Origin of the sequence: Streptosporangium sp. NPDC000239, assembly GCF_040300765.1 — a bacterium.
Taxonomy (GTDB): domain Bacteria; phylum Actinomycetota; class Actinomycetes; order Streptosporangiales; family Streptosporangiaceae; genus Streptosporangium.
Map to the genome: position 1 here is coordinate 18175 of NZ_JBEPEI010000017.1, position 24847 is coordinate 43021.

The 24847-nt window shown below is 69.6% G+C and carries 23 protein-coding genes and 1 pseudogene; 11 read left to right on the forward strand and 13 right to left on the reverse strand.

The genetic code is table 11. The annotated features are described in order from the left end of the window. Positions 1 to 48 precede the first annotated feature (48 nt). Positions 49 to 708: an alpha/beta fold hydrolase gene (locus tag ABT340_RS31790; RefSeq protein ID WP_352014563.1), complete on the forward strand. Its 660-nt coding sequence runs from the start codon at positions 49 to 51 to the stop codon at positions 706 to 708. 212 nt (positions 709 to 920) lie between these two features. On the opposite strand, the gene ABT340_RS31795 is transcribed toward ABT340_RS31790, so the two are convergent. Continuing rightward, on the reverse strand, positions 921 to 1565 hold the full coding sequence (locus ABT340_RS31795) for an HAD-IA family hydrolase (RefSeq protein ID WP_352014564.1): 645 nt from the start codon (positions 1563 to 1565) through the stop codon (positions 921 to 923). 278 nt (positions 1566 to 1843) lie between these two features. Continuing rightward, entirely contained in the window at positions 1844 to 2698 is an 855-nt protein-coding gene (locus ABT340_RS31800; RefSeq protein ID WP_352014565.1) for an aminoglycoside phosphotransferase family protein, read from the reverse strand. 308 nt (positions 2699 to 3006) lie between these two features. Between ABT340_RS31800 and ABT340_RS31805 the strand changes: the two genes are divergently transcribed. Continuing rightward, the gene (locus ABT340_RS31805; protein WP_352014566.1) at positions 3007 to 3366 is read left to right on the forward strand and encodes a hypothetical protein; all 360 of its coding nucleotides are present in this window, start codon (positions 3007 to 3009) and stop codon (positions 3364 to 3366) included. A 524-nt stretch (positions 3367 to 3890) separates the two neighbouring features. Beyond that, positions 3891 to 4202, forward strand: a complete 312-nt coding sequence (locus ABT340_RS31810) for a hypothetical protein (protein ID WP_352014567.1) — start codon at positions 3891 to 3893, stop codon at positions 4200 to 4202. A 329-nt stretch (positions 4203 to 4531) separates the two neighbouring features. Here the strand turns inward: ABT340_RS31810 and ABT340_RS31815 are convergent, their stop codons facing one another. Both ABT340_RS31815 and ABT340_RS31820 read right to left on the reverse strand, forming a co-directional pair. After that, the gene (locus ABT340_RS31815; protein WP_352014568.1) at positions 4532 to 5992 is read right to left on the reverse strand and encodes an amidohydrolase family protein; all 1461 of its coding nucleotides are present in this window, start codon (positions 5990 to 5992) and stop codon (positions 4532 to 4534) included. Between the two features lie 190 nt (positions 5993 to 6182). After that, positions 6183 to 7037: a GntR family transcriptional regulator gene (locus ABT340_RS31820; protein ID WP_352014569.1), complete on the reverse strand. Its 855-nt coding sequence runs from the start codon at positions 7035 to 7037 to the stop codon at positions 6183 to 6185. Positions 7038 to 7095: 58 nt separating this feature from the next. On the opposite strand from ABT340_RS31820, the gene ABT340_RS31825 reads away from it, so the two are divergent. Next, entirely contained in the window at positions 7096 to 8073 is a 978-nt protein-coding gene (locus tag ABT340_RS31825; protein ID WP_352014746.1) for a LysR substrate-binding domain-containing protein, read from the forward strand. On the opposite strand, the gene ABT340_RS31830 is transcribed toward ABT340_RS31825, so the two are convergent. Then, complete coding sequence (locus tag ABT340_RS31830; protein WP_352014570.1) at positions 8004 to 8267, reverse strand: hypothetical protein; 264 nt, start codon at positions 8265 to 8267, stop codon at positions 8004 to 8006. The two genes, ABT340_RS31825 and ABT340_RS31830, sit on opposite strands and share 70 nt — an antisense overlap. 250 nt (positions 8268 to 8517) lie before the next feature. Here ABT340_RS31830 and hsaA point away from each other — a divergent pair, with 250 nt between their 5' ends. Together hsaA and hsaB are read left to right on the forward strand one after the other, a co-directional pair. After that, positions 8518 to 9681: a 3-hydroxy-9,10-secoandrosta-1,3,5(10)-triene-9,17-dione monooxygenase oxygenase subunit gene (hsaA, locus tag ABT340_RS31835; protein WP_352014571.1), complete on the forward strand. Its 1164-nt coding sequence runs from the start codon at positions 8518 to 8520 to the stop codon at positions 9679 to 9681. Continuing rightward, the gene (gene hsaB, locus ABT340_RS31840; protein ID WP_352014572.1) at positions 9678 to 10211 is read left to right on the forward strand and encodes a 3-hydroxy-9,10-secoandrosta-1,3,5(10)-triene-9,17-dione monooxygenase reductase subunit; all 534 of its coding nucleotides are present in this window, start codon (positions 9678 to 9680) and stop codon (positions 10209 to 10211) included. The genes hsaA and hsaB overlap by 4 nt, the downstream gene beginning before the upstream one ends. A gap of 84 nt (positions 10212 to 10295) precedes the next feature. Here the strand turns inward: hsaB and ABT340_RS31845 are convergent, their stop codons facing one another. Next, a complete protein-coding gene (locus ABT340_RS31845) occupies positions 10296 to 11792 on the reverse strand; it encodes an FAD-dependent oxidoreductase (protein ID WP_352014573.1) in 1497 nt (498 codons plus the stop codon). Between the two features lie 461 nt (positions 11793 to 12253). On the opposite strand from ABT340_RS31845, the gene ABT340_RS31850 reads away from it, so the two are divergent. Beyond that, positions 12254 to 12742 (forward strand): MarR family winged helix-turn-helix transcriptional regulator, encoded by a 489-nt coding sequence (locus tag ABT340_RS31850; RefSeq protein WP_352014574.1) that lies wholly within the window; start codon positions 12254 to 12256, stop codon positions 12740 to 12742. A 247-nt stretch (positions 12743 to 12989) separates the two neighbouring features. Here ABT340_RS31850 and ABT340_RS31855 read toward each other — a convergent pair whose 3' ends face one another. The 3 genes from ABT340_RS31855 to ABT340_RS31865 form a co-directional block, all read right to left on the reverse strand. Beyond that, a complete protein-coding gene (locus ABT340_RS31855) occupies positions 12990 to 14087 on the reverse strand; it encodes a winged helix DNA-binding domain-containing protein (protein WP_352014575.1) in 1098 nt (365 codons plus the stop codon). Beyond that, entirely contained in the window at positions 14084 to 14254 is a 171-nt protein-coding gene (locus ABT340_RS31860) for a hypothetical protein (RefSeq protein ID WP_352014576.1), read from the reverse strand. Before ABT340_RS31860 ends, ABT340_RS31855 begins: the two co-directional genes overlap by 4 nt. Before the next feature lie 78 nt (positions 14255 to 14332). Next, positions 14333 to 14755, reverse strand: a complete 423-nt coding sequence (locus ABT340_RS31865) for a VOC family protein (protein ID WP_352014577.1) — start codon at positions 14753 to 14755, stop codon at positions 14333 to 14335. Positions 14756 to 14865: 110 nt separating this feature from the next. Between ABT340_RS31865 and ABT340_RS31870 the strand changes: the two genes are divergently transcribed. After that, on the forward strand, positions 14866 to 15852 hold the full coding sequence (locus tag ABT340_RS31870; protein ID WP_352014578.1) for a helix-turn-helix transcriptional regulator: 987 nt from the start codon (positions 14866 to 14868) through the stop codon (positions 15850 to 15852). 261 nt (positions 15853 to 16113) lie between these two features. Here ABT340_RS31870 and ABT340_RS31875 read toward each other — a convergent pair whose 3' ends face one another. Continuing rightward, positions 16114 to 16713, reverse strand: coding sequence for a TetR/AcrR family transcriptional regulator (locus ABT340_RS31875; protein ID WP_352014579.1), 600 nt, complete (start codon positions 16711 to 16713; stop codon positions 16114 to 16116). A gap of 129 nt (positions 16714 to 16842) precedes the next feature. Between ABT340_RS31875 and ABT340_RS31880 the strand changes: the two genes are divergently transcribed. Continuing rightward, a complete protein-coding gene (locus ABT340_RS31880) occupies positions 16843 to 17055 on the forward strand; it encodes a hypothetical protein (protein ID WP_352014580.1) in 213 nt (70 codons plus the stop codon). Beyond that, positions 17052 to 18203, forward strand: a complete 1152-nt coding sequence (locus tag ABT340_RS31885) for an FAD-dependent oxidoreductase (protein WP_352014581.1) — start codon at positions 17052 to 17054, stop codon at positions 18201 to 18203. The genes ABT340_RS31880 and ABT340_RS31885 overlap by 4 nt, the downstream gene beginning before the upstream one ends. Positions 18204 to 18432: 229 nt before the next feature. Here ABT340_RS31885 and ABT340_RS31890 read toward each other — a convergent pair whose 3' ends face one another. Both ABT340_RS31890 and ABT340_RS31895 read right to left on the reverse strand, forming a co-directional pair. Then, a complete protein-coding gene (locus ABT340_RS31890) occupies positions 18433 to 20958 on the reverse strand; it encodes a GAF domain-containing sensor histidine kinase (protein ID WP_502992555.1) in 2526 nt (841 codons plus the stop codon). Positions 20959 to 21294: 336 nt separating this feature from the next. Further along, positions 21295 to 21480, reverse strand: a pseudogene (locus ABT340_RS31895) (IS256 family transposase); the annotation flags it as partial. A gap of 351 nt (positions 21481 to 21831) precedes the next feature. Between ABT340_RS31895 and ABT340_RS31900 the strand changes: the two are divergent. Continuing rightward, entirely contained in the window at positions 21832 to 22932 is a 1101-nt protein-coding gene (locus ABT340_RS31900) for a pentapeptide repeat-containing protein (RefSeq protein WP_352014583.1), read from the forward strand. Between the two features lie 343 nt (positions 22933 to 23275). On the opposite strand, the gene ABT340_RS31905 is transcribed toward ABT340_RS31900, so the two are convergent. Beyond that, positions 23276 to 24232 carry an alpha/beta fold hydrolase gene (locus ABT340_RS31905; protein ID WP_352014584.1) on the reverse strand — a complete coding sequence of 319 codons (957 nt, stop codon included), beginning with the start codon at positions 24230 to 24232 and terminating at the stop codon, positions 23276 to 23278. Positions 24233 to 24847: the final 615 nt, after the last annotated feature.

The window sequence follows — 24847 nt, forward strand, 5'->3', positions numbered from 1 at the left end:
CCGCAGAATCTCCGACCGAAGTGAGAATCCACGGAAATGAGGAGAGTCATGACCTCGGCTGAGGAGCGGTACCGGAAGCGTCGTGTTGGGGTCGATGGGCTTGAAATGGCATACGTCGAGGAGGGAGAAGGCGATCCGATCGTCTTTCTTCACGGCAACCCGACGTCGTCGTACGTATGGCGGAACGTAATCCCGTACCTGGCGGGCAAAGGGCGCTGCATAGCCCCGGACCTGATCGGGATGGGCGATTCCGCGAAACTTCCGGCCGGCGGGCCGGGCTCATACCGCTTCGTCGAGCATCGCCGTTATCTCGACGCGTTCCTTCAGGCCCTCGGTGTGCGTGAGCGGGTGGTCCTGGTGCTGCGAGGACTGTCGGAGGCGGAGACGGCCGTCTACCGCCGTCCCTACACGGAACCGGGCGAGTCACGACGGCCGACGCTGACCTGGCCTCGCGAGGTTCCCGTCGCGGGCGAACCACGCGATGTTCACGACGTCATCACGCGTTACGCGGAGTGGCTCGCCGAGTCCTCGGTTCCCAAGCTGTTCATCGAGGCGGTTCCAGGAACGATGTTCGAAACGCACCGGGCCGTTGCCCGGTCATGGCCGAATCAGGCACACATCACGATCACGGGTGGCCACATGGTTCAGGAAGACGCTCCCGACCAAATCGGGGCGGCCATTGTCTCCTGGCTGCGAGATCTCTCCTGAAAGGGACGACAGAACCCGGACCCGCCTTCACCCTTGGAACGGGAGACGGGAACCGAACCCGCGCTGTCGGCTCGGGAATCCCTCATCGCGTCTGGTTACCGAGCTGGTGACCGTGATTCCCTGTGGTCACTTCTTTGACGGATACGCAACGGGCATGCCGTCCGGACCGGTAGGTCTTCCCCGAACCAGAGCGGTACCGGTCGAATGCGATGTCAGTGGCCGTGTACCGCCGCCGCAGCACTCAGCGATAGGAGGTACGGCGCCGCCTCCTCAAGTGAGGGGAAGCATTCGTCCGCCTTGGCCAGCTCACCGGGAGCGTGAGTGGTGGCCACGGCGATCACCGTGCACCCCGCCGCCTTCCCGGCGGCCACCCCGTGAGGAGCGTCCTCGATCACGACGCAGTCGACCGGATCGATCAGGAGAAGTTCGGCGGCCTTGAGATAGCCCTCGGGATGCGGCTTCGACCGTTCGACGTCCTCGCCGTAGATCTGCACCGGGGGCAACGGAAGCGAGGCGAGCCGGAAGCGCCGGTGAACGGGGGTCCGGCTGCCCGAGGTGACCAGTGCCCAGGGCCGCCGGTCCAGCTCGCCCAGCAGGGCCGCAGCCCCGGGCGCCGCCGGGAAGGCGTCACCCTCCTCGACCATCAACCGGTTCAACACCCCGCGCTCAGCGGCGGGGTCGAGGTCGGGGGCGACATCGCGGACGGTGTCCTCAGGCCGACGGCCGTGAGTGAGGCTCCACACCAGGTCTCCGTCCAGCCCGCGCATGCGCGACCAGGCGTCCCAGATCCGTCGATGCGTCGCGGTGGAATCGAGCAACACCCCGTCGACATCGAACAGCAAAGCCTTGATCGCCATGGGACGGAGGATGCCACAGACGGCCGGGACGATGCGTGCCGGCCCGGGCCGGCGTGGTCTTGCCGACGTTCGACGTCCGGGCCCGGCGTGTGACATGCCGGCCACTGTATTGCGGCCGGTCACAACGGCGGACGGCCCTCGGCCGGGCGAGGGGGCGGGTCTCAGCGGCCGTGAACGTTGACGGCCACGCCGCTCAGGTGCCCTTCCTGGGCGATGCCCGGCAGCGTGTTCGCACGGTCACCGTTCGGCCCGGCACGCGTCCGGCACGGCGGTGCTCCTCATCGGTGCCGCGAGGGGGTGTCTGCCAGGACGCGTTCCAGGGTGCGTCGGCCCATCCGGCTCATGACCGGGTTGGTTTCCAGGTAGTACCAGACAAGTCCCATCGCCTGCGCGAAGGCCCACGCTCTGCCTCGCTCCCATTCGAGGTCGTCACACCTGAGGTCCAGGCGGAGCGCCTGGCGCGGTCCGGCCTCAAGCAGATGCCAGGCGCTCACGAGATCCAGAGCGGGGTCGGCCGGTCCGAAGCCGCCGACGTCGAGAATCCCGGCCAGTCGGCCGGCGGACACAAGCACGTTGCCGGGGATGAGATCACTGTGGTTCATCACGTCGCCCGCTTCGCGGGGGAGGCTCCGAAGGTTCTCCCACATCCGGCGAAGCCGGCGAACGTCCAGGAGCTGTTCACTGTTCCTGAAACAGGTCTCCATCCACGCGTCGTGGGACCGGAGGTCGCCTCCCCGGCCTTTGCCGGAGAACGTACGGCCACGCGTGTCGATCGCGCGCAGGTCATTGATGAGGTCAGCCAGGTCGTGGGCGAACGCGACTGATTCGCCCGGGTCCTCCTCGGTGGCCACGACGCCGGGCAGCCATGTCTGCACCGACCATGGAAGCGGGTATCCCGCACCGGGTTCGCCGAGCGCCACCGGCTCGGGCGTGGGAAACCGCGTGCGACCCGCCAGCTCGCGGGCCGCCTCCGCCTCGGCCTCCAGCAGGCGCCGCGTCGAGTCGACCTCTCCGGGCTGCAGCGGGAACCGGGCTGCGAAGCGGTCGCCGATGCGGAAGATGGCGTTGACCGTCCCATGGTGGGTGACGCCCGTGACAGGAAGGCCCCGCCACTCAGGGAACTGCTCATCCACCAACGTGCGCGCTGTCTCCGGTGACACCGTCAGCTGATCGGCGTGCATCTTCACGTCGGCAGCCTCCCGCGCCTCAGCCCGCCCCCGCAACGCGTTTCCGGCCCCGCAGGACCGCTTCGACCCATGCCGCCAACCATAAGGCCGAACAGGCCGATGTCCATGCCCATGACCTGGGCCTTCCCCTCCAGAGCGGGCAACGAGAATCGAACCCGCGCTGTCAGCTCGGGAGGTCCCTGTCGCGGCTGGGCGCTGAGCTGCGGGAGCGAGATGAGCGGCCGTGATCCCCCTTGATCACCCTCCTGACGGGCATGACTGAGATGCTGTCGGTCATGGGCGAGATCATCAGGCGGATGACGTTCCCCTTCAGCGATGGAAGGTTTCCGTCCGAGCTTGGGGCTGTCGTGCAGCGCACGGTCATCAGCGGGGAGTTTCCGGCGCTCATTGTGATCCATGACGGTGGTTGGCTGATCGGGGACGACGCAACCGATGCGAGCGACCCCGAGGCCTCGGTCATCAGCCATGTTCGTCATCTGGTGGAGAGTGACCCCAGCATCGAGGAGACCGCCGGCCTGCCCTATGGGTACGCGGCTCGAAGGTCGTCGCCATCGGCCCCATGGGTGATCGAGAGGTGGAGCTACGCGGATGAGGACTGGCAGTTCGTGAGGTGATGTCCTTATCCACTGCCGCCGGTTGTCGTCTGGCCGCTTGTGCGATGCCCGGTGGTCTGGGGTCGAGGTATGAAGCTCCCCTGGCCCTGTATGGAGATCAGCCACCGCCAGGCGATCGTGAGGAGGTGCTTCACCTCAACCGGCCTTATTCGGGCAGATCCAGTCCATGAGCCCTGAGCGCCTTACGAGCCCGCTGGAGACATTCTTCCGCCGAGTGGGCATCGGCTCGCACGGCCCATCGGTCGTCTTGAGGTCCGCCACTTGCATGAAAGGTCCAAGGGCGAACACCTTCGCGCTCGGCGTCCACTCTGATCAGGGCGTTCACATCGCGCTCCAGAAGCCAACCGAGCATTGTGATCGCGTCCATCCGGGCAGCATACGGTTCTCGGTGGTGTGTCACAGGGTCGGCGAGTGCGTTAGGTACGGCGGTGCGGTGCGCCGTCGCTGTGATTTTCACAGGGACAATTCGGCAACCTGTTTCTAGAATGGTGGATATTTCCTTTAAGGCAAAGGAGTTGACCCAGGTGGATCTCGGAGCGGTGCAGGTAGTCACGCTGGGAGCGGCATGCCTGATCGCCGGGATCGGCGTCTACGCGCTGGTGACCAACCGGTTGCCGCGCTTGCCTTTCTTCCGCGCCGCCCGTTATGCGCCTCGACGTTATGGATGGGGAATTCTGCTGATAGCGGCCTTCGGGTTCACCTCGACGCTGGGTTCGGACGCGATGGAGCCGGGCTCGTGGCAGGACCTGGCATTACTCGTACTGTCGTGTGGATTTCTCGTGTCAGGAACAGGGCTGGTGATGTTCTCAGCGAAGCGACCCCGGCGGTCTTCCTGAAATCCGCTGCGTCGGTCCGGCAGCTCCGGCTGGCGTTCGTGGAATTCTCGGGCGAGGACTTCGCGGAGGTCGCCGATGAGGGCCGGGCGTCGGTTCTGGCGGTGGTGCCATTCCCACCCGGTTGGCACGAGCTGGAAGGCATCTGCCCGATCGGCCGGACCTCTGGCTTCTCCTGTCAGCCACCCGGGCGGTGGAGGCCTGACCTGAGGGAGAGACCAGACGCGGCTTCGGTCCGGAGTTCCGTACCGGTGCGCATCGTGCGAGAGACCGGGCAAGGACCCGCCGGTGGTCGCCTGTGGCCTCGCGGGCGAACGAATCTCAGGTACCTCTCAAGACCTGCCGGACAGTCGCTGGGCCCGCTGAGCGTAGGCGCGGGCGAAGTTCGCCGAGGCCATCCGCTCGGCCTGGGTGAACCACCCGTGGACAGCCTCCGGAGCCAGTGAGGGGAGCGTCAGCGCGGCCTGCTGCAGCCGGTCCAGCGCGGCGTTGGCACGGCGGCGTACGGCGGCGAGGTCGACTCCGGTGAGCCTGCCGTGCAGTTTGCGGGTTCGACCGGCGACGAGCACGGTGGAGACGTCCGCGGCGGTGGACTGGAGCACGACGGAGCCGATCGGGTGGCTGGAGCGGACGAGGTCCATGCGAGGGGCCACGACGATGAGGTCGGCCTGCTTGCCGGGTGTGAGGGAGCCGGTGAGCGCGCCGATGCCGAGGGCGTCCGCGCCGTTGCGGGTGGCCCAGTCGAGCGCGTCGCGCACGCCGAGACCGACGCGGACGGGCATGGTGCCGGTGCGGTGCACGGCGTCGTGGTCGAGGCAGCGCTGGAACTGCAGGCCGAGTCGCATCTGGGAGAACAGGTCGCCCGAGCCGACGCAGACGATGTCGGTGCTGATCGCGGGGGCGAGGCCGTGATCGAGGGCGGCGCGGAAAGGCGGGTGGCCCATGCCCATCTGCATTTCGGTCTCGGGGGCGATGGTGACCTTGCCCCCGGTCTCGGCGAGGAGCCTCCATTCCTGATCGGTCAGGGCCGGGCAGTGGATGTGCAGGTGGCCGGGGAGCAGCAGGTCGTGGTCGTGCAGTTCGCGCAGGCCACGCAGCAGGATGGAACCGGTGGCGGCGCCGGTGTGGGAGGCGCCGAGGACGTCCAGGTCGCGGGCGGTGCGGATCTCCTCGGCGGTCTGCTCGAAGGGCAGGATGCCGAAGTCGCTGTAAAGCAGGCCCATCCGTCCCAGGCCGTCGGTGGCGAAGTGCTCCGCGCGCAGGCGGCGGGCGTCGCGCAGCCGGTCGGCGTGGCCGGCGAAGACGGGAGGCTGGAAGTCGAAGGCCTGCATGCCGTACGCGTAGACGAACCGGATCCCGGACGCCTTCAGCGACTCCACGGCCGCGTCGGCGTGCTCGGGGCTGTTCACGCAGTCGCAGCAGTCGAGGATGGTTGTGACACCGGCGTCGAGTGCCTCCAGGGCGCCCACCTGCGCGGCGGCGCCGAGGTCGGCGGCGGTGACGAGCGAGCCGATGCCGTAGAAGGTGGAGGCGAGGAACTCCAGGAGCGACTGGTCGGCTGAGTGGCCGCGCAGCAGCGCCATCCAGGTGTGCCGGTGGCTGTCGATCATGCCGGGCAGGACGAAGCCGCCCGCGGCGTCGATGCGCTCGGCGTCGACGTGGGCGAACTCCTCGGCCGTGCGGCCGACCGCGGCGATCCGGTCGCCCTCGACCAGGACGGCTCCGCCGGGCAGGTCGCCCAGGGCGTCGTCCATGGTGATCACATGTCCGCCGGTGATCAGTGTGCGGTTCATCGTGTACGGCTCCGCGGCTCGAACGGGTCGGGTGACGGTCCGATGGTGGCCGCGGGGGAGTGAGGTGCGCCAATGCCGCTTAGGCGGTCAGGTATGCCGATTCGGAGGTATCTCGTCCTGGTTATGGCTCGCGACGGAAAGCGTATTGGACAACGTCAGGCGGGCGGCGCAGGATGGCGGCAGAGGTATCCTAAAGTGGATCCAATCTTCGGCCCTGGTGGGAGTGGACATGGGCAGATGTCACGTCCACGACGTAGTCCGTGGTCACCGGCTCGTAACCCGGCAGATCCACGGCCCAGGTGACCTCGACCGGCGGTGCGAGCGTGCCGTTCGCCGAGAGGGGCACGGTGATCCCCAGCCCCGCCGCGGCGTCGACCAGCGGCCCGAAGCGGTGCCAGGGGTCGGCGTCGGTGATCAGCCCGATCGCGGAGCTGAGGACGTGCAACTCCTGCACCCGCCGCGCCCGCGCGCCGTCCCGGCGCCGCATCGCCTCCAGGAAGGCCCGGTCGAGCTCGACGGCGAAGGCCGGAATGCGGCGGCTGCGGTAATAGAAGCGCTGCAGCCGCGACAGCCGCAGATACAGGTCATGGGCGATCTTGGACAGAGTGGGTCCGAAGGTCGCCTCGTGCAGGGCGTGGAAGGCGGCGTGGTCGCGGTGGAAGTCGCGTGGCTCCTGCGGCCTGTCGCGCATCAGCGCCGACAACTCAGCCATCCGGGTCAGCGACTCCTCCGAGATCTCCCGAGCCGCCCGGGGCACCATCGGCGCCTGCAACATGAGCAGCGCGGCGTAGAGCTCCTCGGCCTCGTCAAGATCGAGTCCGGCGACGGTGACGCCGTGGTTGGCCCGGGAGAGCACGAACCCCTCAGCCTCCAGCATCCGCAGCGCCTCGCGCAGTGGGGTACGGCCCACACCGAGCCGCTCGCCGAGCTCGCGCTGGGTGAGCCGCTGACCGGGCAGGATGCGCCCGCTGAGGATCAGCTCCCGGAGCTCCTCGTGCACCAGGGCGACCGCGTCACCCGCTCGCGACCTGTCAGATGTATCCACCTTTGGATCATATCTTCGAGTCAGTGAGGAGCCCGAGATCGACCTACTCAACGGACGGCTGAAGCTCCGTCACCTCATCGTGGTGGTGGCCATCGCCGAGCAGGGCAGCGTGGTTCGGGCCGCCCACCACCTGCGCCTGGCCCAGCCCGCCGTGACCCGCTGTCTGCGCGAGCTCGAACGCATCCTGGACGTGGAGCTGTTCGTCCGTGGGCCGCGCGGGGTGCGCCCGACCTTCTACGGCGAGGCGTTCCTGGAGCACGCACGGGCCGCGCTGGCCGAGCTGCGGCGGGCAGGGGAGCGGATCACCGACCTCGCCGACGGGCGCCTGGGCACCGTCCGGGTCGGCACCTTGCTGGCCGGCTCCAGCCAGCTCCTGCCCCGGGCGATCGCCGACCTCAAACGGGCGTATCCGGCAGTCACCGTGGTGGTGTCGGAGGCGACCTTCGACAAACAGGTGCTACGGCTGCTCGCCGGAGAGCTCGATCTGATCGTGGGCAGGCTCACTCCGCTCGACGGCCTGGGCGGTCTGCGGCAGATCCGGCTCTACAGCGAGGCGATGCGGCTGGTCGCCCGCCGTGACCACCCCGTGCGCGGGCGGGCGGGACTGGGCCTGAAGGACCTGCTCGACTACCCGTGGATCCTGCCGCTGGCGCAGACCGCCCTGCGCCAGGAGGTGGAGCGGGCCTTCGGCGCCGAGGACCTCGACCTGCCCGCGGACGTGGTCGAGTGCACCTCGATCCTCACCGTGCGCACTCTCGTGCGGGAGACCGACATGATCGCCGTACTGCCGGAGCTGGTCGCCGCCGCCGACGGCGACCTCGCGCCGCTCGCCGTACCGCTGGAGGGGATCCGGCGGGCGGTGGGCGTCACCGTCCCGCAGGAGAGGTCGTTGACGCCGGCGGCCGGGCTGCTGCTCGGCTTCCTGCGCGAACGCGCCTCCACGCTGGAACCGGTGGCCGACGGGGATCAGAACAGGTTCAGCAGGGCACGGGTGAACGTGGAATCCGCGTCGGCGAGGTCCAGGATGACGTCGTAGTGGTGTCGTTGGGTGCGGACGAGCGGGCGCGGATCGAACAGGCCACCGACCGGGAGCACCGCGCGGACGGCCGACGCCGGCAGGCCGAGCGGCTCCTGCCGGCCGCCGACCGCCACCCGCGGCACCCGGACGCTCCCCAGCCGGTCGGCGAGTTCCGGCGCCGCCCAGCCGCCGTGCGAGGTGGAGACAGGCACCAGCCGCTGAGCGGAGGCAGCGTCGGGCAGGCGGAGCCGGTGACGTCGTGGTCAAGGGCGGTCAGGGTGTTCACGGCTCCCAGCGTCCTGCGTGGCCCTCTCTCGCCGCCAATACCGTTTCGAGTCGCCGGTATACCCTGGCCGACCATCGCACTCTGGGCATATGCCACGAGCGAACCGGTATTAGCGGCCCTGTCCGGTCGGCTGGAAGATTCTGGCCACCGTCCCTCCGACACAGGAGCCCAGCCAGATGAGCGAACACGTGCTGACCGCGATCCGCGACCTGTTGCCCGTCCTCGGAGAACGCGCGCAGGCGGCCGAGGACGCCCGCGTGGTTCCCGCGGAATCGATCAAGGAGCTGCGCGAGGCGGGCTTCTTCCGTCTACTGCAGCCCGTGCGCTTCGGCGGCCACGAGGCCGATCCGGTGACCTTCTACACCGCGGTGCGCATGATCGCCGGCGCCTGCGGCTCCACCGGCTGGGTCGCCTCGGTGCTCGGCGCCCACGCGTGGCACGTCGCCACCTTCCCGGCCGCGGCGCAGGAGGAGATCTGGGGGCGCGACCCCGCCGCCCTGGTCTCCTCCGCGTACGCGCCCGTCGGCCGGGCCACCGTCGTCGACGGCGGCTACCGCCTTTCGGGCACGTGGAACTTCTCCTCGGGGGTGGACCACGCCACCGCCGCCATCCTCGGAGCCCTGATCACGGGCGAGGACGGCAGGCCCACCGACTGGGTGGCCTTCCTGGTGCCGCGCGAGGACTACACCGTCCGCGACGTCTGGCGCACCGTGGGCCTGCGCGGCACGGGCAGCAACGACGTGGTGGTCGAGGACGTCTTCGTTCCCGCGCACCGCGTGCTCAGCTTCGCCGACTCCTTCCGCTGCGTCTGTCCGGGGCAGGAGGTGAACCCGAGCCCGCTGTACCGCATCCCGCTCTACTCGCTGATGACCACCACGATCGCCACCCCGCTGGTCGGCATGGCCACCGGCGCCTACGAGGCGCACGTGGCGCACCAGCGGCAGCGCGTGCGGGTGTTCGTGGGGGAGAAGGTGAAGGACGACCCGTTCGCGAAGGTCCGCGTCGCCCGCGCGGCCAGCGAGGTGGACGCCGCATGGCTGCAGCTCACCCGCAACATCACCGAGGTCTACGACACCGCGCGGCGCGGCGAGCCGATTCCCACCGCTCTGCGGCTGCGGCTGCGCCGCGACCAGGTGCGGGCCTCCGAACGGTGCATCGCGGCCGTGGACCAGCTCTTCGAGAACTCCGGGGCGGGAGCGCTCGCCGAGGGCACCCCGATCCAGCGGTTCTGGCGCGACGCGCACGCGGCACGGGTACACGTCGCCAACGACCCGGAGGCGGCGCTCAAGCTCTTCGGCGACGGGGAGTTCGGCGAGGACGTCACGGTGGGCATGTTGTGAACCCCTCGCTCTTCCGGCAGGTCCTGGGCCACTTCTGCACGGGCGTGACGGTCGTCGCGACCATGCGGGACGAGCGGCCGGTGGGCTTCGCCTGCCAGTCCTTCGCCGCGCTCTCGCTCGACCCGCCGCTCGTGCTGTTCTGCCCGGCCAGGTCGTCAGGAACCTGGACGGACGTCGAACGGTCAGGCCGCTTCGCCGTCAGCGTGCTGGCCCACGACCAGCGCGAGACCAGCACGCTGTTCGGACGGGGCGGTGCGGACCGCTTCTCCAGCACCCCCTGGCGGCGCTCGCCCAGCGGCTCGCCACTGCTGGAAGGGGCGCTGGCCTGGGTGGACTGCTCGCTGGAGGCCGTGTACGAGGCGGGCGACCACTACATCGCCGTGGGCCGGGTGCACGACCTGGGCGCCGGTCCGGGCGAGCGGCCCCTGTTGTTCTACCGGGGCGGATACACCGTCACCGAGCCCCCGGCGTCACCCGCCGGGGCCCAGGAGGGCTTCCTCACCTGGGCCAGGCCGGGAGACTGGTGCTGATCCACCGGCGAAGCCCCGGTCGATTCGAGGCGTAGAGAAAGGGGCCGGACCACCCCCGCCCGCGCAGGGACGACCGGAGACGCGTCACCGCACGGGACGGACGCCGACGCCGTCGAGGTAGGCCTCGACGGCGCCGAGTTCGGCGGTGCCGACCACGGCCGCGACGTATCCGTCCGGCCGGATGAGCGCCCACTGCTCGGGCGACAGCCCGTACGCGCTCCGGACGTGGCCTCCGGTGTCGCGGATGTCGCCGCCGACGACGTGGATGCGCAGGCCTTCGCGCGGTTCCGGGACCGGGGCGTCGCCGGGTTCGTAGCCGAGCAGGGTCCAGTGTGGTCCCTGGAACAGGCTGAACAGCCGTGTGGCGAGCCCGCCCGCGCCGGTGACGGGAGCGTCGGGCGCGCGGTCGCCGGACGCCACGCCCTTGTAGGGCTCCAGACCGGTCAGCGACAGGGACGAGCCCGGGTAGCCGACATCGAGCTGGGTCACCTCGCGGCCCCGGCGCATGTCGCGGTTCTTGGCCGCTTCGAGCAGCCTCTCGGACAGGCCGAGGACCGCCTCGGCGACCGGTCGGCGCTCCTCCTCGTAGGTCGCCAGCAGCGACTCCGGCGCGCCGTCGAGCACGGCGGCGAGCTTCCAGCCAAGGTTGTAGGCGTCCTGGACACTCGTGTTCAGGCCCTGCCCGCCGGTCGGCGGATGGCAGTGCGCGGCGTCCCCGGTCAGGAGCACGCGCCCACGCCGGTAGGCGTCGGCCAGCCGGGCCTGCATCGTGAACACCGATGCCCAGGACACCTCGCGGATCACGACGTCGTCTTGGCCGCCGCGCTCGTGGAGCAGGGCGGTGAGCCCCTCGGCCGAGAGGTCGACCTCCACGTCGAGGGGGACCGGGGCCATGTACTGGAACATGTCGGTGCCGTGGAGCGGGCACAGCGAGACGCTCCGCTCGGGCTTCTCCTCGCCCCAGCGGTGCCAGACGCGCGACGAGGCGCCGTCGACCCGCACGTCGGCCACGAGCGCCCGCACGTTGAGGGACTTCCCGCGGAACTCGATGCCCAGGGACTTGCGGACGAAGCTCGATCCGCCGTCGGCGCCGACCAGGTAGGCGGCCCGCACGGTCCGCTCCCCGTCGGGGGCGGCGATCCGCGCGGTCACGCCGTCGGCGTCCTGGTCGAAGCCAACGAGCTCGCAGCCGTACTCCGGGGCGTGACCGAGTTCGGTCAGCCGCTCCCGCAGCCGGCGCTCGGTGAGGAACTGCGGAACGAGCAGCGGGATCTGGTACGGCTCGGCAGGCGTCGGCTCAGGCAGGATCCCGGCGTGTTTGTCGACCGGCCCGTCGTGGGTGTAGGTGCGCAGGGGAGGATACTCACCCCCCGAGGCGACGATCCGGTCGATCACGCCGAGGTCCTCGAACACCTCCTCGGTGCGCGGCTGGATGCCCTTGCCGCGTGAGCCGATGAACGGGTGCGGCGCCTTGTCGATCAACCGGAACGCGATGTTCCTGCGGGCGAGATCGATGGCGAGGGTCAATCCCGCCGCGCCGGAACCACAGATGATCACATCAAGGTCTTCGTCGCGTGTCACGGTTCACCTCTCCGTCGGTGACGGTCGGCCGGGCAGCCATCCCGTCCGATCCAGATTTATGTGTATTTAGCACGGAGTATGTTCGGCAACCAGAGCGGTCGTCAAGCCCTCCCTTGTGGCCGACGCATCGTCCCGGCAGTGTTCCGGCCATCGGTAAAAGCGGTCTGAGCTGGCCTTTCGTAACCTTGGCGCATGGAAGAAATCCCGATCCAAGTGTTGTGGTAGCACCGGTGGAGAATTATGTGTGTAATGAGCGCATCTAACCGGAGGTGGCCATCCGTTCCCACGCCGGTCATGAGGTGACCGATCGCCCGTCGCGGGAACGGCACAGTCCCCGCCGCGCCTCGCCACCCGCATCCGCGTCCCCGCCGGGCACCGTCGGCCTACCGGAGGCTGCCGGTATCCTCGCCTTGGCATCTCCCCGTCCGTCCGCAAGGGCACGTAAGGCATCGGTGGCGAGCATGGCTTCCCAACACCGCCGGCACATCGCGTTCCGGCGCCTGCACGAATCGCTCGTCGACCTGGTCGCGCTCATGAACCTGCCGCAACGCGACGAGGCCCTCATGGCCGAGGCAGGCATCGATCTCGACCGCTCGTTGTTCAAACTGATCGTCGGGATCCGGCGGTTCGGGCCGATCGGCGTGGTCGAACTCGCCGAACGGGCAGGACGCGACCACACCACCGTCAGCCGGCAGGTGGCCAAACTCGCCGAGCTCGGCTTGATCGAGCGGCGTCCGAACCCGGCGGACCGACGGGTCAGGGAAGCCGTGATCACCAGTGCGGGCCGTCGTGTCACGGACGCGCTTGAGGCGGCCAGGCAGAGGCTCGTCGGCTCCGCCTTCGCCGAATGGAGTGACCAGGACCTCGTCCAGTTCGAGCAACTGATGCGCAGGTGCGTCGACGACATGCTCGCCATGTCCGCGGCCGACAAGGAAGAGGGCGGTCAGTAGCGCCGCTCAGCCGAGTGGCCCCGAAACGCCTCCGAGCCGGCCGCGTACCGGTTGCCGAACCTGCCCGAAGACACTCCGCCGGTCGACCTGGTCACCCTGGCCACGATCCGCAGGCGCATCGAGCACGACGACCGGGAACCGAAGACCGGTCAGGGCCGGGGCCGTCACAGGAGACGTCCTCATCACCAAGTGGACGTCTCGCGCTCCGCGGGCCAACGCGTTCGCGGAACCTCACAGTGGTTCGATCTCAGGGAACGGCGGCGAACTCCACGCGCCTGCTGTCTCCGTCGGACAGGAACGACGCCAGCGCCTGCCCCTGCTCGGCCACGCTGTCGCGCTCGGCTCGTGAGAGGCGGCGCAGTGGGCTGACCAGTACGGCGCCGCCCTCGACGTTCCAGGTCGCGGCGACCCGGCCGTCGACCAGCACGAAGCGGGCGCCGGTGACCGACAGGCCGCGGTGGGCGTCGTCGATGACGCGGGTGCGGTCGTGGTAGCCGAGGACGGCGTTGTCGAAGGCCGGCAGGAACCGTACCGGGGCGGGGACGCCGGGATCGGGGCGGGGCGCGTCGGGGAGATCCAGCAGGTGCCGGCCCCGCTCGTCGCGGAAGCCGACCAGCTCGTCCCGGATCGCGGAGACCGCCGCGGGCAGCCCGGCCAGGCCGCACCAGGCGCGCAGGTCGGCGGTGGCCGCGGGGCCGAACGCGGCCAGGTAGCGCCGTACCAGTGCCTGGCCGGCCAGGTCGGGGCCGTCCGGGGAGAGGGGGTCGACCTCGCGGCCCAGCCAGGCCGAGAGCGGAACGTTGCGCACCCCCGCCTTTCTGCGCCACAGGCCACGCGGCGGCATCTGCGCCATCGGGACCAGGGCGGCGACCAGCATCTCGCCCAGCGCCCGCGGCCCCGGCTCCGGCCAGCGCCCGGCCAGTGTCCGCGCCAGCTCGGCCATCGAGCGGGGCTCGCCGTCGGCCGTCACCGCCCGGCCCACCTCCGCGAGTTCGTCGAGGTCCACCCCGGCGAGCTCACGACGGTAGGTCCCGAGTACGCGCCGGCGCAGCATGTCGTCGTGGCGCGCCCGCCAGGCCAGGACGTCCTCGGCGGCCAGGAGGTGGACGGTGCGGCGCATCAGGTGCGTACGCACCACACTCCGCCGGATCAGCAGGTCCGACAGAACCGCTGGGTCGAACCCACGCACCCGTGACCAGAGCCCCACGAACGGTTCCTGCGGCTCCTGCGCCTGCAGGCCACACAGATGCGTGACGGCGTCGAGGACCGGCATGCCGGCGTGACCGAGCAGCAGCTGCCGGGCGAGCGTCGCGCGGTTGAGCGCCCTGATGTCGAGAACGGTCATCGGATCTGGGCCTCGACGATGTCCTCGGTCTCGCTGTAGGAGTACACGTCGGCGGTGTCGATGACGTTTTCGTCGTGGTCAGGATTGCCGACCCGGCCGAACATCATGGTGCCCGGGCAGTAGGGGCTGACCCGCATTCCGGTCCGCCCCAGCGGACGCGTTCTCATTCCGGCTGTCTCCTTCGGTTTCTTCGGTGGCCCCGGGGGCGTGGTGCGGGAGGCGCGCTCCCGCACCGCGTGTGACGTTCAGCCGTTGTACTCGCTCACGACGTCCACGACCCAGACGACGCCGAAGCGGTCCCTGAGCATGCCGTAGAGCGGGGCCCACTGCGCGGGCCCCAACGGCTGCACGACGGTGGCGCCCTCGGAGAGCTTGTCCCAGTACGCGGTGATCTCCTGCGCGCTCTCGCCACGCAGGGAGAGGAAGAAGGAGTTCTCGCCCTGGTTCCACGGCATCCGCGAGGGCACGTCGTAGGCCATCACGTGGAAGCCGTTGTCGGCGAGCACCTGACCCCACATCACCTGGTCGGCCTCCGCGGGGTCCTGCACGCTCCCGGCGTCCTTGTAGGTGACGACGGCGAGGTCACCGTCGAAAACGGACTGGTAGAACTCCAGCGCCGCGCGGGCGTCGCCACGGAAGTTCAGATGAGTCACGGACTTGACGGTCATATCGGCTCCTGATCATTGACTGTCGTCTCTGGCCGCCGTTGTCCGGCGCGAGACAACAGTCACAGATGAAGAGGACAGGTTGTGGCCGCTTCTCAGGGCAGTATGGGGCCATGCCGAAGACCTCCGCGCGACTGCTGGCGTTGCTCTCGCTGCTCCAGGCACGCAGGGACTGGCCGGGGGCACTGCTGGCCGAAAGGCTGGACATCAGTGCGCGTACCGTGCGCCGGGACGTCGACCGCCTGCGCGAGCTCGGCTACCCCATCGTGGCGACCAAGGGTCCCGACGGCGGCTACCGGCTTGAGGCGGGTACGGACCTGCCCCCGCTGTTGTTCGACGACGAGCAGGCCGTCGCCCTGGCCGTCGCGCTCCAGACCGCCGCCATGTCGGGGGCCGGCATCGAGGAGGCCGCGGTACGGGCGCTGAACACCGTACGACAGGTCATGCCCGCTCGGCTGCGCCACCGGATCGACACCCTTCGGATCACCACCGTCGAGCGGCCGGGCAGCCGGACGGACTCGCCGACCGACAGCGGTGTGATCATGGCGCTCAGCGCCGCGGTGCACGCCTGCCAGGTGCTGCGCTTCGACTACTCGCCGCACAGAGGAGACGACGGCGGCGAGTGGTCCCCGCCGCGCCGGGTGCAGCCGCATCACCTCGTCAGCCGGGGCGGGCACTGGTACCTCGTCGCCTGGGACCTCGACCGTGAGGACTGGCGCACCTTCCGTGCCGACCGGATCACCCCCCGCGCCCCGACGGGACCCCGCTTCACCCCGCGCGAGCTGCCCGGAGGCGACGTGGCCGCCTTCGTGAACGGCAGGTTCCGGGGCTCCGGCGGAGACTGGTCCTGCCACGGCGAGGTGATCCTCGACCTGCCCGCCGCCGTCGTGTCCCAGTACACCCACGACGGACTCGTCGAGGAACTCAGCCCGAACCGCTGCCGCCTCGTCCTGGGCTCGTGGTCCTGGGTCGCCCTGGCCGCCGCCATCGGCAGGTTCGACGTCGACTTCGAGGTGGTCGGCCCGCCCGAGCTCAGGGACGCCTTCGAGCACCTCGCCCGGCGCTACGCCGCCGCCGCGACCGGCCGCGCCCTCCCCTGACCGGGAGGAGAATCCCGCCGCAGGACCTCTCAGGACCTGCCCGCCTGCGGCGAGGCGCGCGCCCGGATCCAGGCCGCCGACGGCTACCCCACGCCGGCCGATGCCCCGCCTGTGGGCTTCCACCACGACGGCGTACGGTGCCGCAGACCGCTGGGAGTCGGCTGGAGCGCCCGGTGGTGGATCCGGTCCTGCCTGCTCGGCGTCTCCTGGACGGCGGCCGGCTCGTCCGGCCGTCTCGGGGTGGAGGGGCGGGCCCGTCGGCTACGGCTGGGGGGCGATGTTCTGCCAGCCGCGGTCGAGGAGGTCGAAGGCGCTGGTGATGGCTTCGTCGGCGTCGTGGTGGTCGCGCACGGAACTGGGCGCTTCGAGGGCGAAGTGGGCCAGGGCGGTGCAGGCGGGGTCGTCGGCGGGCAGGCCGCCGGCCTCGGCGATGGCCTGGGCGAGGGAGGTGGTGTGGCGCAGCCAGAGGGCCCGATGGTAGTCGCCCAGTGCCGGGGTGCTGTTGACCAGGTCGAGGAAGGCCCGAAACTCGGGGGTGCTGTTGGCGCCGGCCCGCCGGAAGCGCAGGGCGTGTTCGCGTAGCGCGGTCGGGATCGACTGGCCGGAAGGGCGGTCGCGTACGGCCGACAGCAGGCTCTTCTCGACGTCCTCGGCCTCGTCGAAGACGAGGGCCTCTTTGACGGGGAAGTGCTTGAACAGCGTGGTCGTGGACACGTCGGCGGCGTCGGCGATCTCGCGGATGCCCACGTCGTCGTAGCCGCGCTCCAGGAACAGCCGCAGGGCGGCGTCGGCGATGGCCTGGCGGGTGGCGGCCTTCTTGCGCTCGCGGCGCCCGATGGGAGCAGGGCTGTCATCAAGCATGAAAGCAACCTACACCATTTATTGCTCAGGTCAAAAAGTTGACTTGTTGCACTTTTGAATCTGGTGTGGTTCTCTCGGTGCAGCGGTCGGCGGCCCTTGCCTCTCCACCGAAGCCCCTGGGAACAGGAAGTGATCCGCCATGCCCAAAACCGTCCCGAGCCCGCCCCGGTGCTCGCCGTGCCGATCTCCACCGGCGCCGTCCTGCGCGTCGTCGCCGTGGTGGCCGCGCCGTTCACCGTCGAAGCGCCGCTCGGCAAGGCACGCCCCCGTACGGGCCTGAACCCCTCTTCTCCCGTCACCACCGGCCGCCAGGCCGGACCACGAAACGGAGCACCACCATGAACACACCCCGCATCGCCGTCATCGGCGCCGGCCCCGGCGGCCTGACCTGCGCGACCATCCTGCAAAAGCACGGCATCGCCGTGACCGTCCACGAAGCCGACGCCGCCGCAGAAGTCCGCGACCAGGGCGGCAGCCTGGACCTGCACGCCGACAGTGGCCAGCTCGCCCTCAAGGAGGCCGGCCTGCTGGAGAGTTTCTTCGCCCTCAGCCGCCCCGAAGGGCAGGAGATGCGCCAGTACGACGCGACCTCGGGAGAGCTCGGCTTCCATCACGTCCCCGACGAAGACGAGGCCCACCGCCCTGAGATCGAGCGCGGCGTGCTGCGCGACATGCTGCTGGACTCCCTCACCCCCGGCACCGTCCGGTGGGGCCACGCCCTACGGGCCGTCGAAGGCCCCTCCGACGGCCCGCGCCTGCTGCGCTTCACTGACGGCACCACCACCGAAGCCGACCTCGTCATCGGCGCCGACGGCGCCTGGTCCCCGGTCCGAGCCGCGATCTCGGCCGCCCTCCCGCAGTACACCGGCATCACCTTCGTCGAGGCCTGGTTCCACGACGCCGACACCCGGCACCCCGACATCGCCGAGTTCGTCGGCAACGGCAGCGCCATCGCCGGCGACGGCGCGCGCGGCATGTTCGCCCAGCACAACGGCGGCGGCCACATCCGCGTCTACCTCATCCAGCGTCTCGCCCTCGACTGGCTCGCCCAGGCCGGTCTCACCCACGACGACACCGAAGGCATCCGCGCCTTCCTCCTGGACGCCTACCGCGACTGGGCGCCCGGCCTGCGCCGCGTCATCACCGACAACGACGGCCGCTACCTCCAGCGCCCCATCAACGCCCTGCCCGTTCCGCACATCTGGGAGCCCAGCCCCACCATCACCCTGCTGGGCGACGCCGCCCACCTCATGCCCCCGCTCGGACTCGGCGTCAACCTCGCCATGCTCGACGCCCTCGAACTCGCCCTCGCCCTCGCTCACAACCCCGTCATCGACGACGCCCTGCGCGCGTACGAGAAGACCATGATCCCCCGCTCCCACCAGGCGCAGACCGAACTCGACGGACGCGCCGCCGACCTCATGGCCGACGATCCCTTCGACGCCGAGGACCCGCAGGCCCACCTCAACGCGCAGGACAACCAGCCCTGACCGCCGGCGACATGAAGTCGCACGTTGTGAGTGATCACGAGAAAGGAGGCCCGGCGATGTCGGGACCGTGATCCAGGTCAGTGTCTGAGACCTGTCCCTGCCTGCTCTGGCGTGCGTCGCGGGCGACCGTGGGGGCGGAGCCCAAGGGCGCCCGTTCCGTCCGGGGACCAGGCCGTGGCCATGGAGTTTCCCCAGCTGGACGGCGCGGCGCCGTGAAAGAGGACGGCCGTCATGCTCCCTGCTCCGCGGGGGACGGGCTGATGAGTGGCAGATGAAGGACGAAGCGTGCCCCGTGAGAGGGCGCGTTCTGGACGTCGAGGGTGCCGTGGTGGGCGTGGGCGATGCCGCGGGCGATGGCCAGTCCCAGTCCGGTGCCGCCGTGATCACGGCTGCGGGCGGTGTCCAGGCGGGTGAAGCTCTGGAAGATGTGGTCATACTCGGTTTCGGGGACTCCCGGACCATCGTCGGTGACGCTGAGCTCCGCCTTACCGATGGTGTGGCGTACCCGCACCACGATGCTGTGCGCGGCGTGACGCTGGGCGTTGTCGAGCAGGTTGCGCAGAATCCGACAGATCTGCGGGGGGACGACATCGACCATCACACCGGGGTGCGCGTCCAGGCGTACCTCGTGGCGGTCGCCGGTACGGCTGCGGATTTCTGCTTCGACGAGTTCGGCCAGGTCGACGCGCTTGAAGGCGGTAGGCGGGTCGGCGCCGAGCCGGGCCAGCAGCATCAGGTCGTCGATGATGGCCTGGAGCCGGTTCACATCGCGCAGCGCATGGTCGATCAGCTCGCCCAGGTGGGTCTGGTCGGGATGCAACTGTGCCTCCTCCAACTGCGCACGCAGTCCGGCAAGCGGGGTGCGCAGTTCATGGGAGGCATCGGTGGTGAACCGCCGCTGGAGTTCGAGCGACCGTTGCAGCGACGCGGTGGCACGTTCCAGTTCCAGGGAGATGGCGCGCTCGTGGGTGTAGCGGCGGGCGTTGTCGATGCACACCGCCGTACGGCTGACCAGGGCCTCGGCCAGGGAGACATCGTCGGCCTCGAACGGATCGGACGCCTGCCGCCGCGTGAACGTCACCACCCCCAGCACCCTGTCCTGGGCCAGCAACGGCACCGCGATGACCGAGGAGGCCGGTTCTCCGGTCACCCGCACCGGCCGGGCGCCGCCCGGATCCGGCCAGAGCACCGTCTCCCCACTCGCCAAACAGCGCGCCTGCTGGGAGGAAGGGAGGTAGCGCACCGGCTCGCCTGCGGCGACCGGGCTCACGTTCTCCTGGGCGCTCCGGACGGCGACCCGGCGCAGGCCGCCGGTGAGCGCCGCGGGCTCCTCACCGCGCGCGACGCCCTCGCTGAGATCGACGGTCACCAGGTCGGCGAACCGTGAGACGGTCACCCCGGTGAGTTCCTCGGCCGTCCGCACCACGTCGAGGGTCTGACCGATGTTCATGGCGGCCTCGCACAGCAACCTCAGGCGCTTGCGCGCCGCGGTGGCGAGTCTGCCGACCTCCGGTTCGCCGAAGAGGAGCAGCCACGGGGCGATGGGGGTGAGCGCCTCCCCCGGGGAGCCGGACGGCGGCCGTGTCTCGTCCTTCTCGCCCATGCCGAGCTCCACGTCGCCCATCACCGGAAGGTGGTCCGCGCCGGGCGCGATCCTCACAGGATCACCACCGCCTGCGGCGCTACCGTTGACGACAAGATCCACGTTCGCGGTGTTCTGGTGGTGTGCGACGGTCACCGACGGGGCCGTCGAACGGCCCAGCCGATCGTATGTCGACGTGACGGGGTCGTCGGCGAGGGACTGCCACCGGCCGCCCTGGATCCGGACCTGCGCCACGACGCCGACCATACCGGCGGGTTCCGGCCCAGGCAGGGCGCGCAGTGTGGCGTTACGGCCGTGGGACAGGGAGACCTCGACGGCCGCCCGTTGCCCGTACGCGATCAGCTCGGCGGCCTTCTCCTCCAGCGCGAGACGATCGCCGAGGGGGAGATCGCGGAGCAGCGAGTCGGCCTCCTGAGCGGGCAGGAGGTCGGGCAGGTCCGCGGTTCGCAGGTACGCGTCGAGCAGGGCGCGTTCCTGTGCGGTGCTCTGCTCCAGGAGCCGTTGTTCGATGGCCTCGGCCACCTGACGGGCGAACACGCCCATCGTCGGATGCGCGTATTTGTTCAGGCACGAGATCGTCACCACACCGCGCGCGTGCCCCGTGAGCGGGTCGAGGATCGGGACACCGGTGGCGGTGAACGGCTGCATGCATCCGGCCAGATGTTCGAAGCCCACCACCTGCACCAAGCGTTTCTCACGCAGGGGAGTGCCCGCGGCGTTGGTCCCGAGAAGTGCTTCGGAGTACTCCACGCCCGGGAAATGGCACCTGGGGTCGAGCGCTCTTTTCAGCTGCAGATCACTCTCATAGCGCTGCAGCATTCTGGCCCGTTCGTCGGTGAGGAGCAGAGCCGTACCCGTGTCCGCGATCGCGACCCGGAACCGCTCGAACACCGGCCTGGCCACCCGGGCGAGGGTGCAGTCCACGTCGACATCGACCGGATCGGCGAATTCGAGCCGCTCCGGGACGAGCCCGAGCTCCTGACACCTGCGCCACGACTTCAAGATGGCAGGCCGAACACTCCCCTCTGTCGACTGTCCCTCGTAGAACCGCTCAAAGACCCGCTCGGTGCGTGCGGCCATGCTGATCCCCCGAAACCTGCAGCCGACGTCGTTCCTGGCACACCTCTCCAAGATTAAATCGCCAGCATACATAGCAAATCGCGACAAATCCCCAAGTAAGACCAGGTCAGGGCAAATTTCTGTCCAGGCGGCCGCTGCTCGCGGCGACCGGCATGGCCGGTGCCGCCGAGGGCGAACCGCGCGACGCGGGCCGGGCGCTCACTTCTCCGTTCACCTTGCCACGCTGGTCCTCGACATCGGCAGGTTCTGCCGCGTCTGGCTTCAGCCCGACGCTCGACCGCCCCCACCGCCTGAACCGCGGGGTCCGCGAGCCCTCCGGCCCGCCTGCGCCGTTACGCGACCACAACCGGCAACCCCGTCATACGCTGATCCACTCAGCCGGACACCTCTGAATCAAGCCGCCTGCGATAGCGCGACTGCCACGGTTCCGGCGCGGGTGCGGTAGCCGCTGCGGCGGTTGGTGCGCTCGTCGGTCCGCTCGCCGTATCCGGCGCCGCACAGACTGTCGGCCTCGGCGAGGGCCTTCCCCATGGATCGCAACGGATCCGGATCTCCGTCTCGAAGCTGCTGAGCCGGCCGGCCCGCGGGTTCCACACCGTTCGGTACGGCCTTCGATCTTGATGTCGCGATCACGAAGGATCATGCGATGGCCGCCCTCATTCACGGCGCCACACCATCCATCTGGGGAAACTCATGCGCCATGTCCGTGGGCGCGACCTGAGCGACCGGAGTTCCCCGCCTGCTCTGGCACGAAATCTCAACGCCGAGCAGCCTTCGACGCCGACGAAAGCCGAGGCCCATTCAAACCCGGACGAGTGGAGCACCTCTGCTCCGAACCGTGCACCTTGATCGTCTTTTGGGCGACGCCTAGGCTCTCATGCCATGGAGATGGGAAGGCCGGACCGCGGCCGCCGACCGTGGCGCGACCGCCTGGTCAGGCGCCGTGTGATCACAGCCCTCCTGCTGGGGGCCACGGGGCTGGCGGTTCTGGGTACGGTGCTCGTCGTCCTGCCGGGTGAGTTGGTCGCCCACGACCTCGCCGGGGCAAGTGTCGCCGCGCAGGACCGGCTGAAAGCCGTGAACGACGTCCGTACGACACTCGTGCAGGCCGTCGGCGGCATGGTCCTGCTGTTCGGCGCGTACGCCACCTGGAGGCAACTGCGCGTCAGCCAGGACGGCTTGCGCGCCACCCAGGAGGGCTACGTCACCGACAGGTTCAGCCGGGCCGTCGACCAGCTCGGCAGTGACAAACTGGAGACGCGCATCGGCGGACTGCACGCGCTGTGGCGGATCGCAGAACACTCCGCTCGCGACCGTGAGGCCGTCATCTCCATCAAAGCCGCCTACCTGCGTACGCACCTGCCATGGCCGCCCACCGGGCCGGAAGCACCGACGGCGGACACGCCCATCAACGACGTCGTGCCGCTGGAGGTCCGGGTGGCCGACGCCCAGGTGGCGCTGACCGGCCTCGGCGTGCTGTGCCGGCATCGAGAGCAGCCCTGGGTCAACCTCAGCATCACCGACTTGCGCCGGGCCGACTGCGACGGGCTCTGGCTGCCCGGGGTCAACCTGGATCGCTCCTGTATGGAGGCGGCGGGTCTGTACCACGCCAACCTGACGCAGGCCTCCCTCGTCTCGGTCAACCTGCGGCACGCCGACCTTAAGACCGCGATCCTGCGCCGTGCCCGCTTCGCCCTGGCCGACCTGCGAGGCGCACGGCTGGTCGAAACCGACCTGCGCGACGCGGACTTCACCGAGGCCGATCTGCGCGAGGTGAACCTGCGCAAGGCCGACGCGGGCGGCGCTGTCTTCCGCCGCGCCGACCTGCGCCTAGCCGACCTGCGTGGAGCCGACCTGAGCACGGCCGACCTTCTCCAGGCACGTCTGACCGGTGCGGTGGCCAGCGAGCGCACTCGCTGGCCCGTCGGCTTCGACCACGCGGCCGCCGGTGTCGTCCTCGCCGAGGATCCTGGCCCCGAACCCCTGCCCCTGCTTCAGCCGCCGGGGATAACGATGCAGCACCCGCCCCTGAGGTCCATGTCGTGACCGAGGGGCACGTTTGGAGGCTGGTGGGAAGATCCCGGCTGACGCTCCTCGGAGAGACGACGGCGATGGTCCACCGTTCATTTGAGTGAGGAACGTCTCAGGTGACGATCACGACCGGCTCAGGGACTCAGCCCCGAACCTTGGTCTTCGTGTTTGGAGCGGGTGACGGGAACCGGCTGCCGGCCTTGAGGGGATGAGCTGGGAAAACAGGGGTGAAGGCCGGGGCCGGTCGAGTTCCCGTGGCTCCCTACCTGCTCTGGCACGCCCCCTTCTGATCGGAAGGCCCCCAAATGATCTCTACGACGACTCGGGATGGCTCGGCCCGACGGCTTGGAAGTCCCGGTCAGAGGCTGTCGAGGAACTCCACGAGCAGGCGGTTGACGTCGTCGGGGCGTTCCTGCTGGATCCAGTGGCCGCAGTCCAGGAGGTGACTGCCGGTGAGGTTGGGGAGCGTCTGCGGATAGGCGTCTATGGCGTCGGAGAGCCACATGGTGGAGGCGTCACGGGTGCCGCCCAGGAAGAGGGACGGCTGCTTGATCGGGGAACCCGCGTACGTGGCCAGGTCCTCCCAGTCACGGTCCATGTTGCGGTAGCGGTTGAGGGCACCGGTGAAGCCCGTGCGCTCGAACTCGGCGGCATAGAAGTCGAGGTCGTCCTGCGTCAGCCAGGAAGGCAGCGCGCCGGTGGGGAAACGCTCGCGCAGTGTGCCGCCCTGGGCGACGAAGTGTGGGTCTGAGGAGCCCGCCGTAGTCATCGTGTCCGCCGACAGGGCGCTGTAGAACCCAGCGAGCCAGCCGCGCACGTCGGGCTCGATCTCGGCCTCGGCTCGTCCGGGGTGCTGGAAGTAGGAGACATAGAACTCTTGCTCGCCGCCCATTCCCGCGAACACTTCGCTTGGCCGAGGCCCGCCGGGCGGGGTGTAAGGGACGCTCAACAATCCGACCGCACGAAACACCTCGGGCTCAACGAGTGCGGACTGCGCTGCGATCGTCGCCCCCCAGTCGTGGCCGATGATCACAGCGGAGCTTTCGTCGAGCGCCCGGACCACCGACACGTTGTCACTGATCAAGTCGAGCATCCGGTACGCGGCGGGGTCCTGCGGCTTGGACGAACGCCCGTAGCCCCGTACGTCGAGCGCGACGGCCCGGTAACCGGCTGCCGCCAGCGCGGGAAGTTGCCGCCGCCAGGAATACCACGACTCGGGGAAACCATGGACGAGCAGAACCAGCGGGCCGCTGCCCTGTTCTACGACGTGAATCCGCTCCGCGCCCGCTTCCAGGATCCGGTGCTTCGCCGTCATCGTCCCTCCTCGACCAGGGCTCGTCGGTCGCCCCGACTACAGGGTCGAGGGAGGTCAGGGCCCAAGTTCCTTGCCATTCCGGCAAAAGGGCGCATCAACCCGATCTTCGGCGGCTGGGTAATCACAGAGATCGCATCCCGTCAGGTCCGCATCCGGCACACGGGCCTGACCGAGCACGGTCTCGGCGCATCACCTCCTGCGCGGCATCCTCAGCACCGCCGTTGCCGGTGAGCTGATCAAGAAGGCGGGCGTGGAGCGCCCGGTCCTCACGGTGCCGATGGACTTCGCGCCGACGGATGCGATGCCGCGCCTTGGCGCTCCTGGCCACTTGTGGCAGGCGATGGCTCGGCGGGTGCGCCCGTACCCAGCGACCGAGGAGCAAGATCACCTGTTCTGACACGACGCTGAGAATCAACCCAGAAAACAATCAAGGCCAGATCCGGAAACCGTCCATGACCTGGGCATTCGTAAGCGGAGCGGACGACGGGAATCGAACCGGCGCTGTCGGCTTGGGAGTCGACTGCTGGTGTCGGTGGGCTGAGCTGGGGAAACGGGGGCGCAGGTAGATGGGGTGTGCTTCCCCGTGAGTCTCCGCGAGCGATCGGGGCTCCCCGC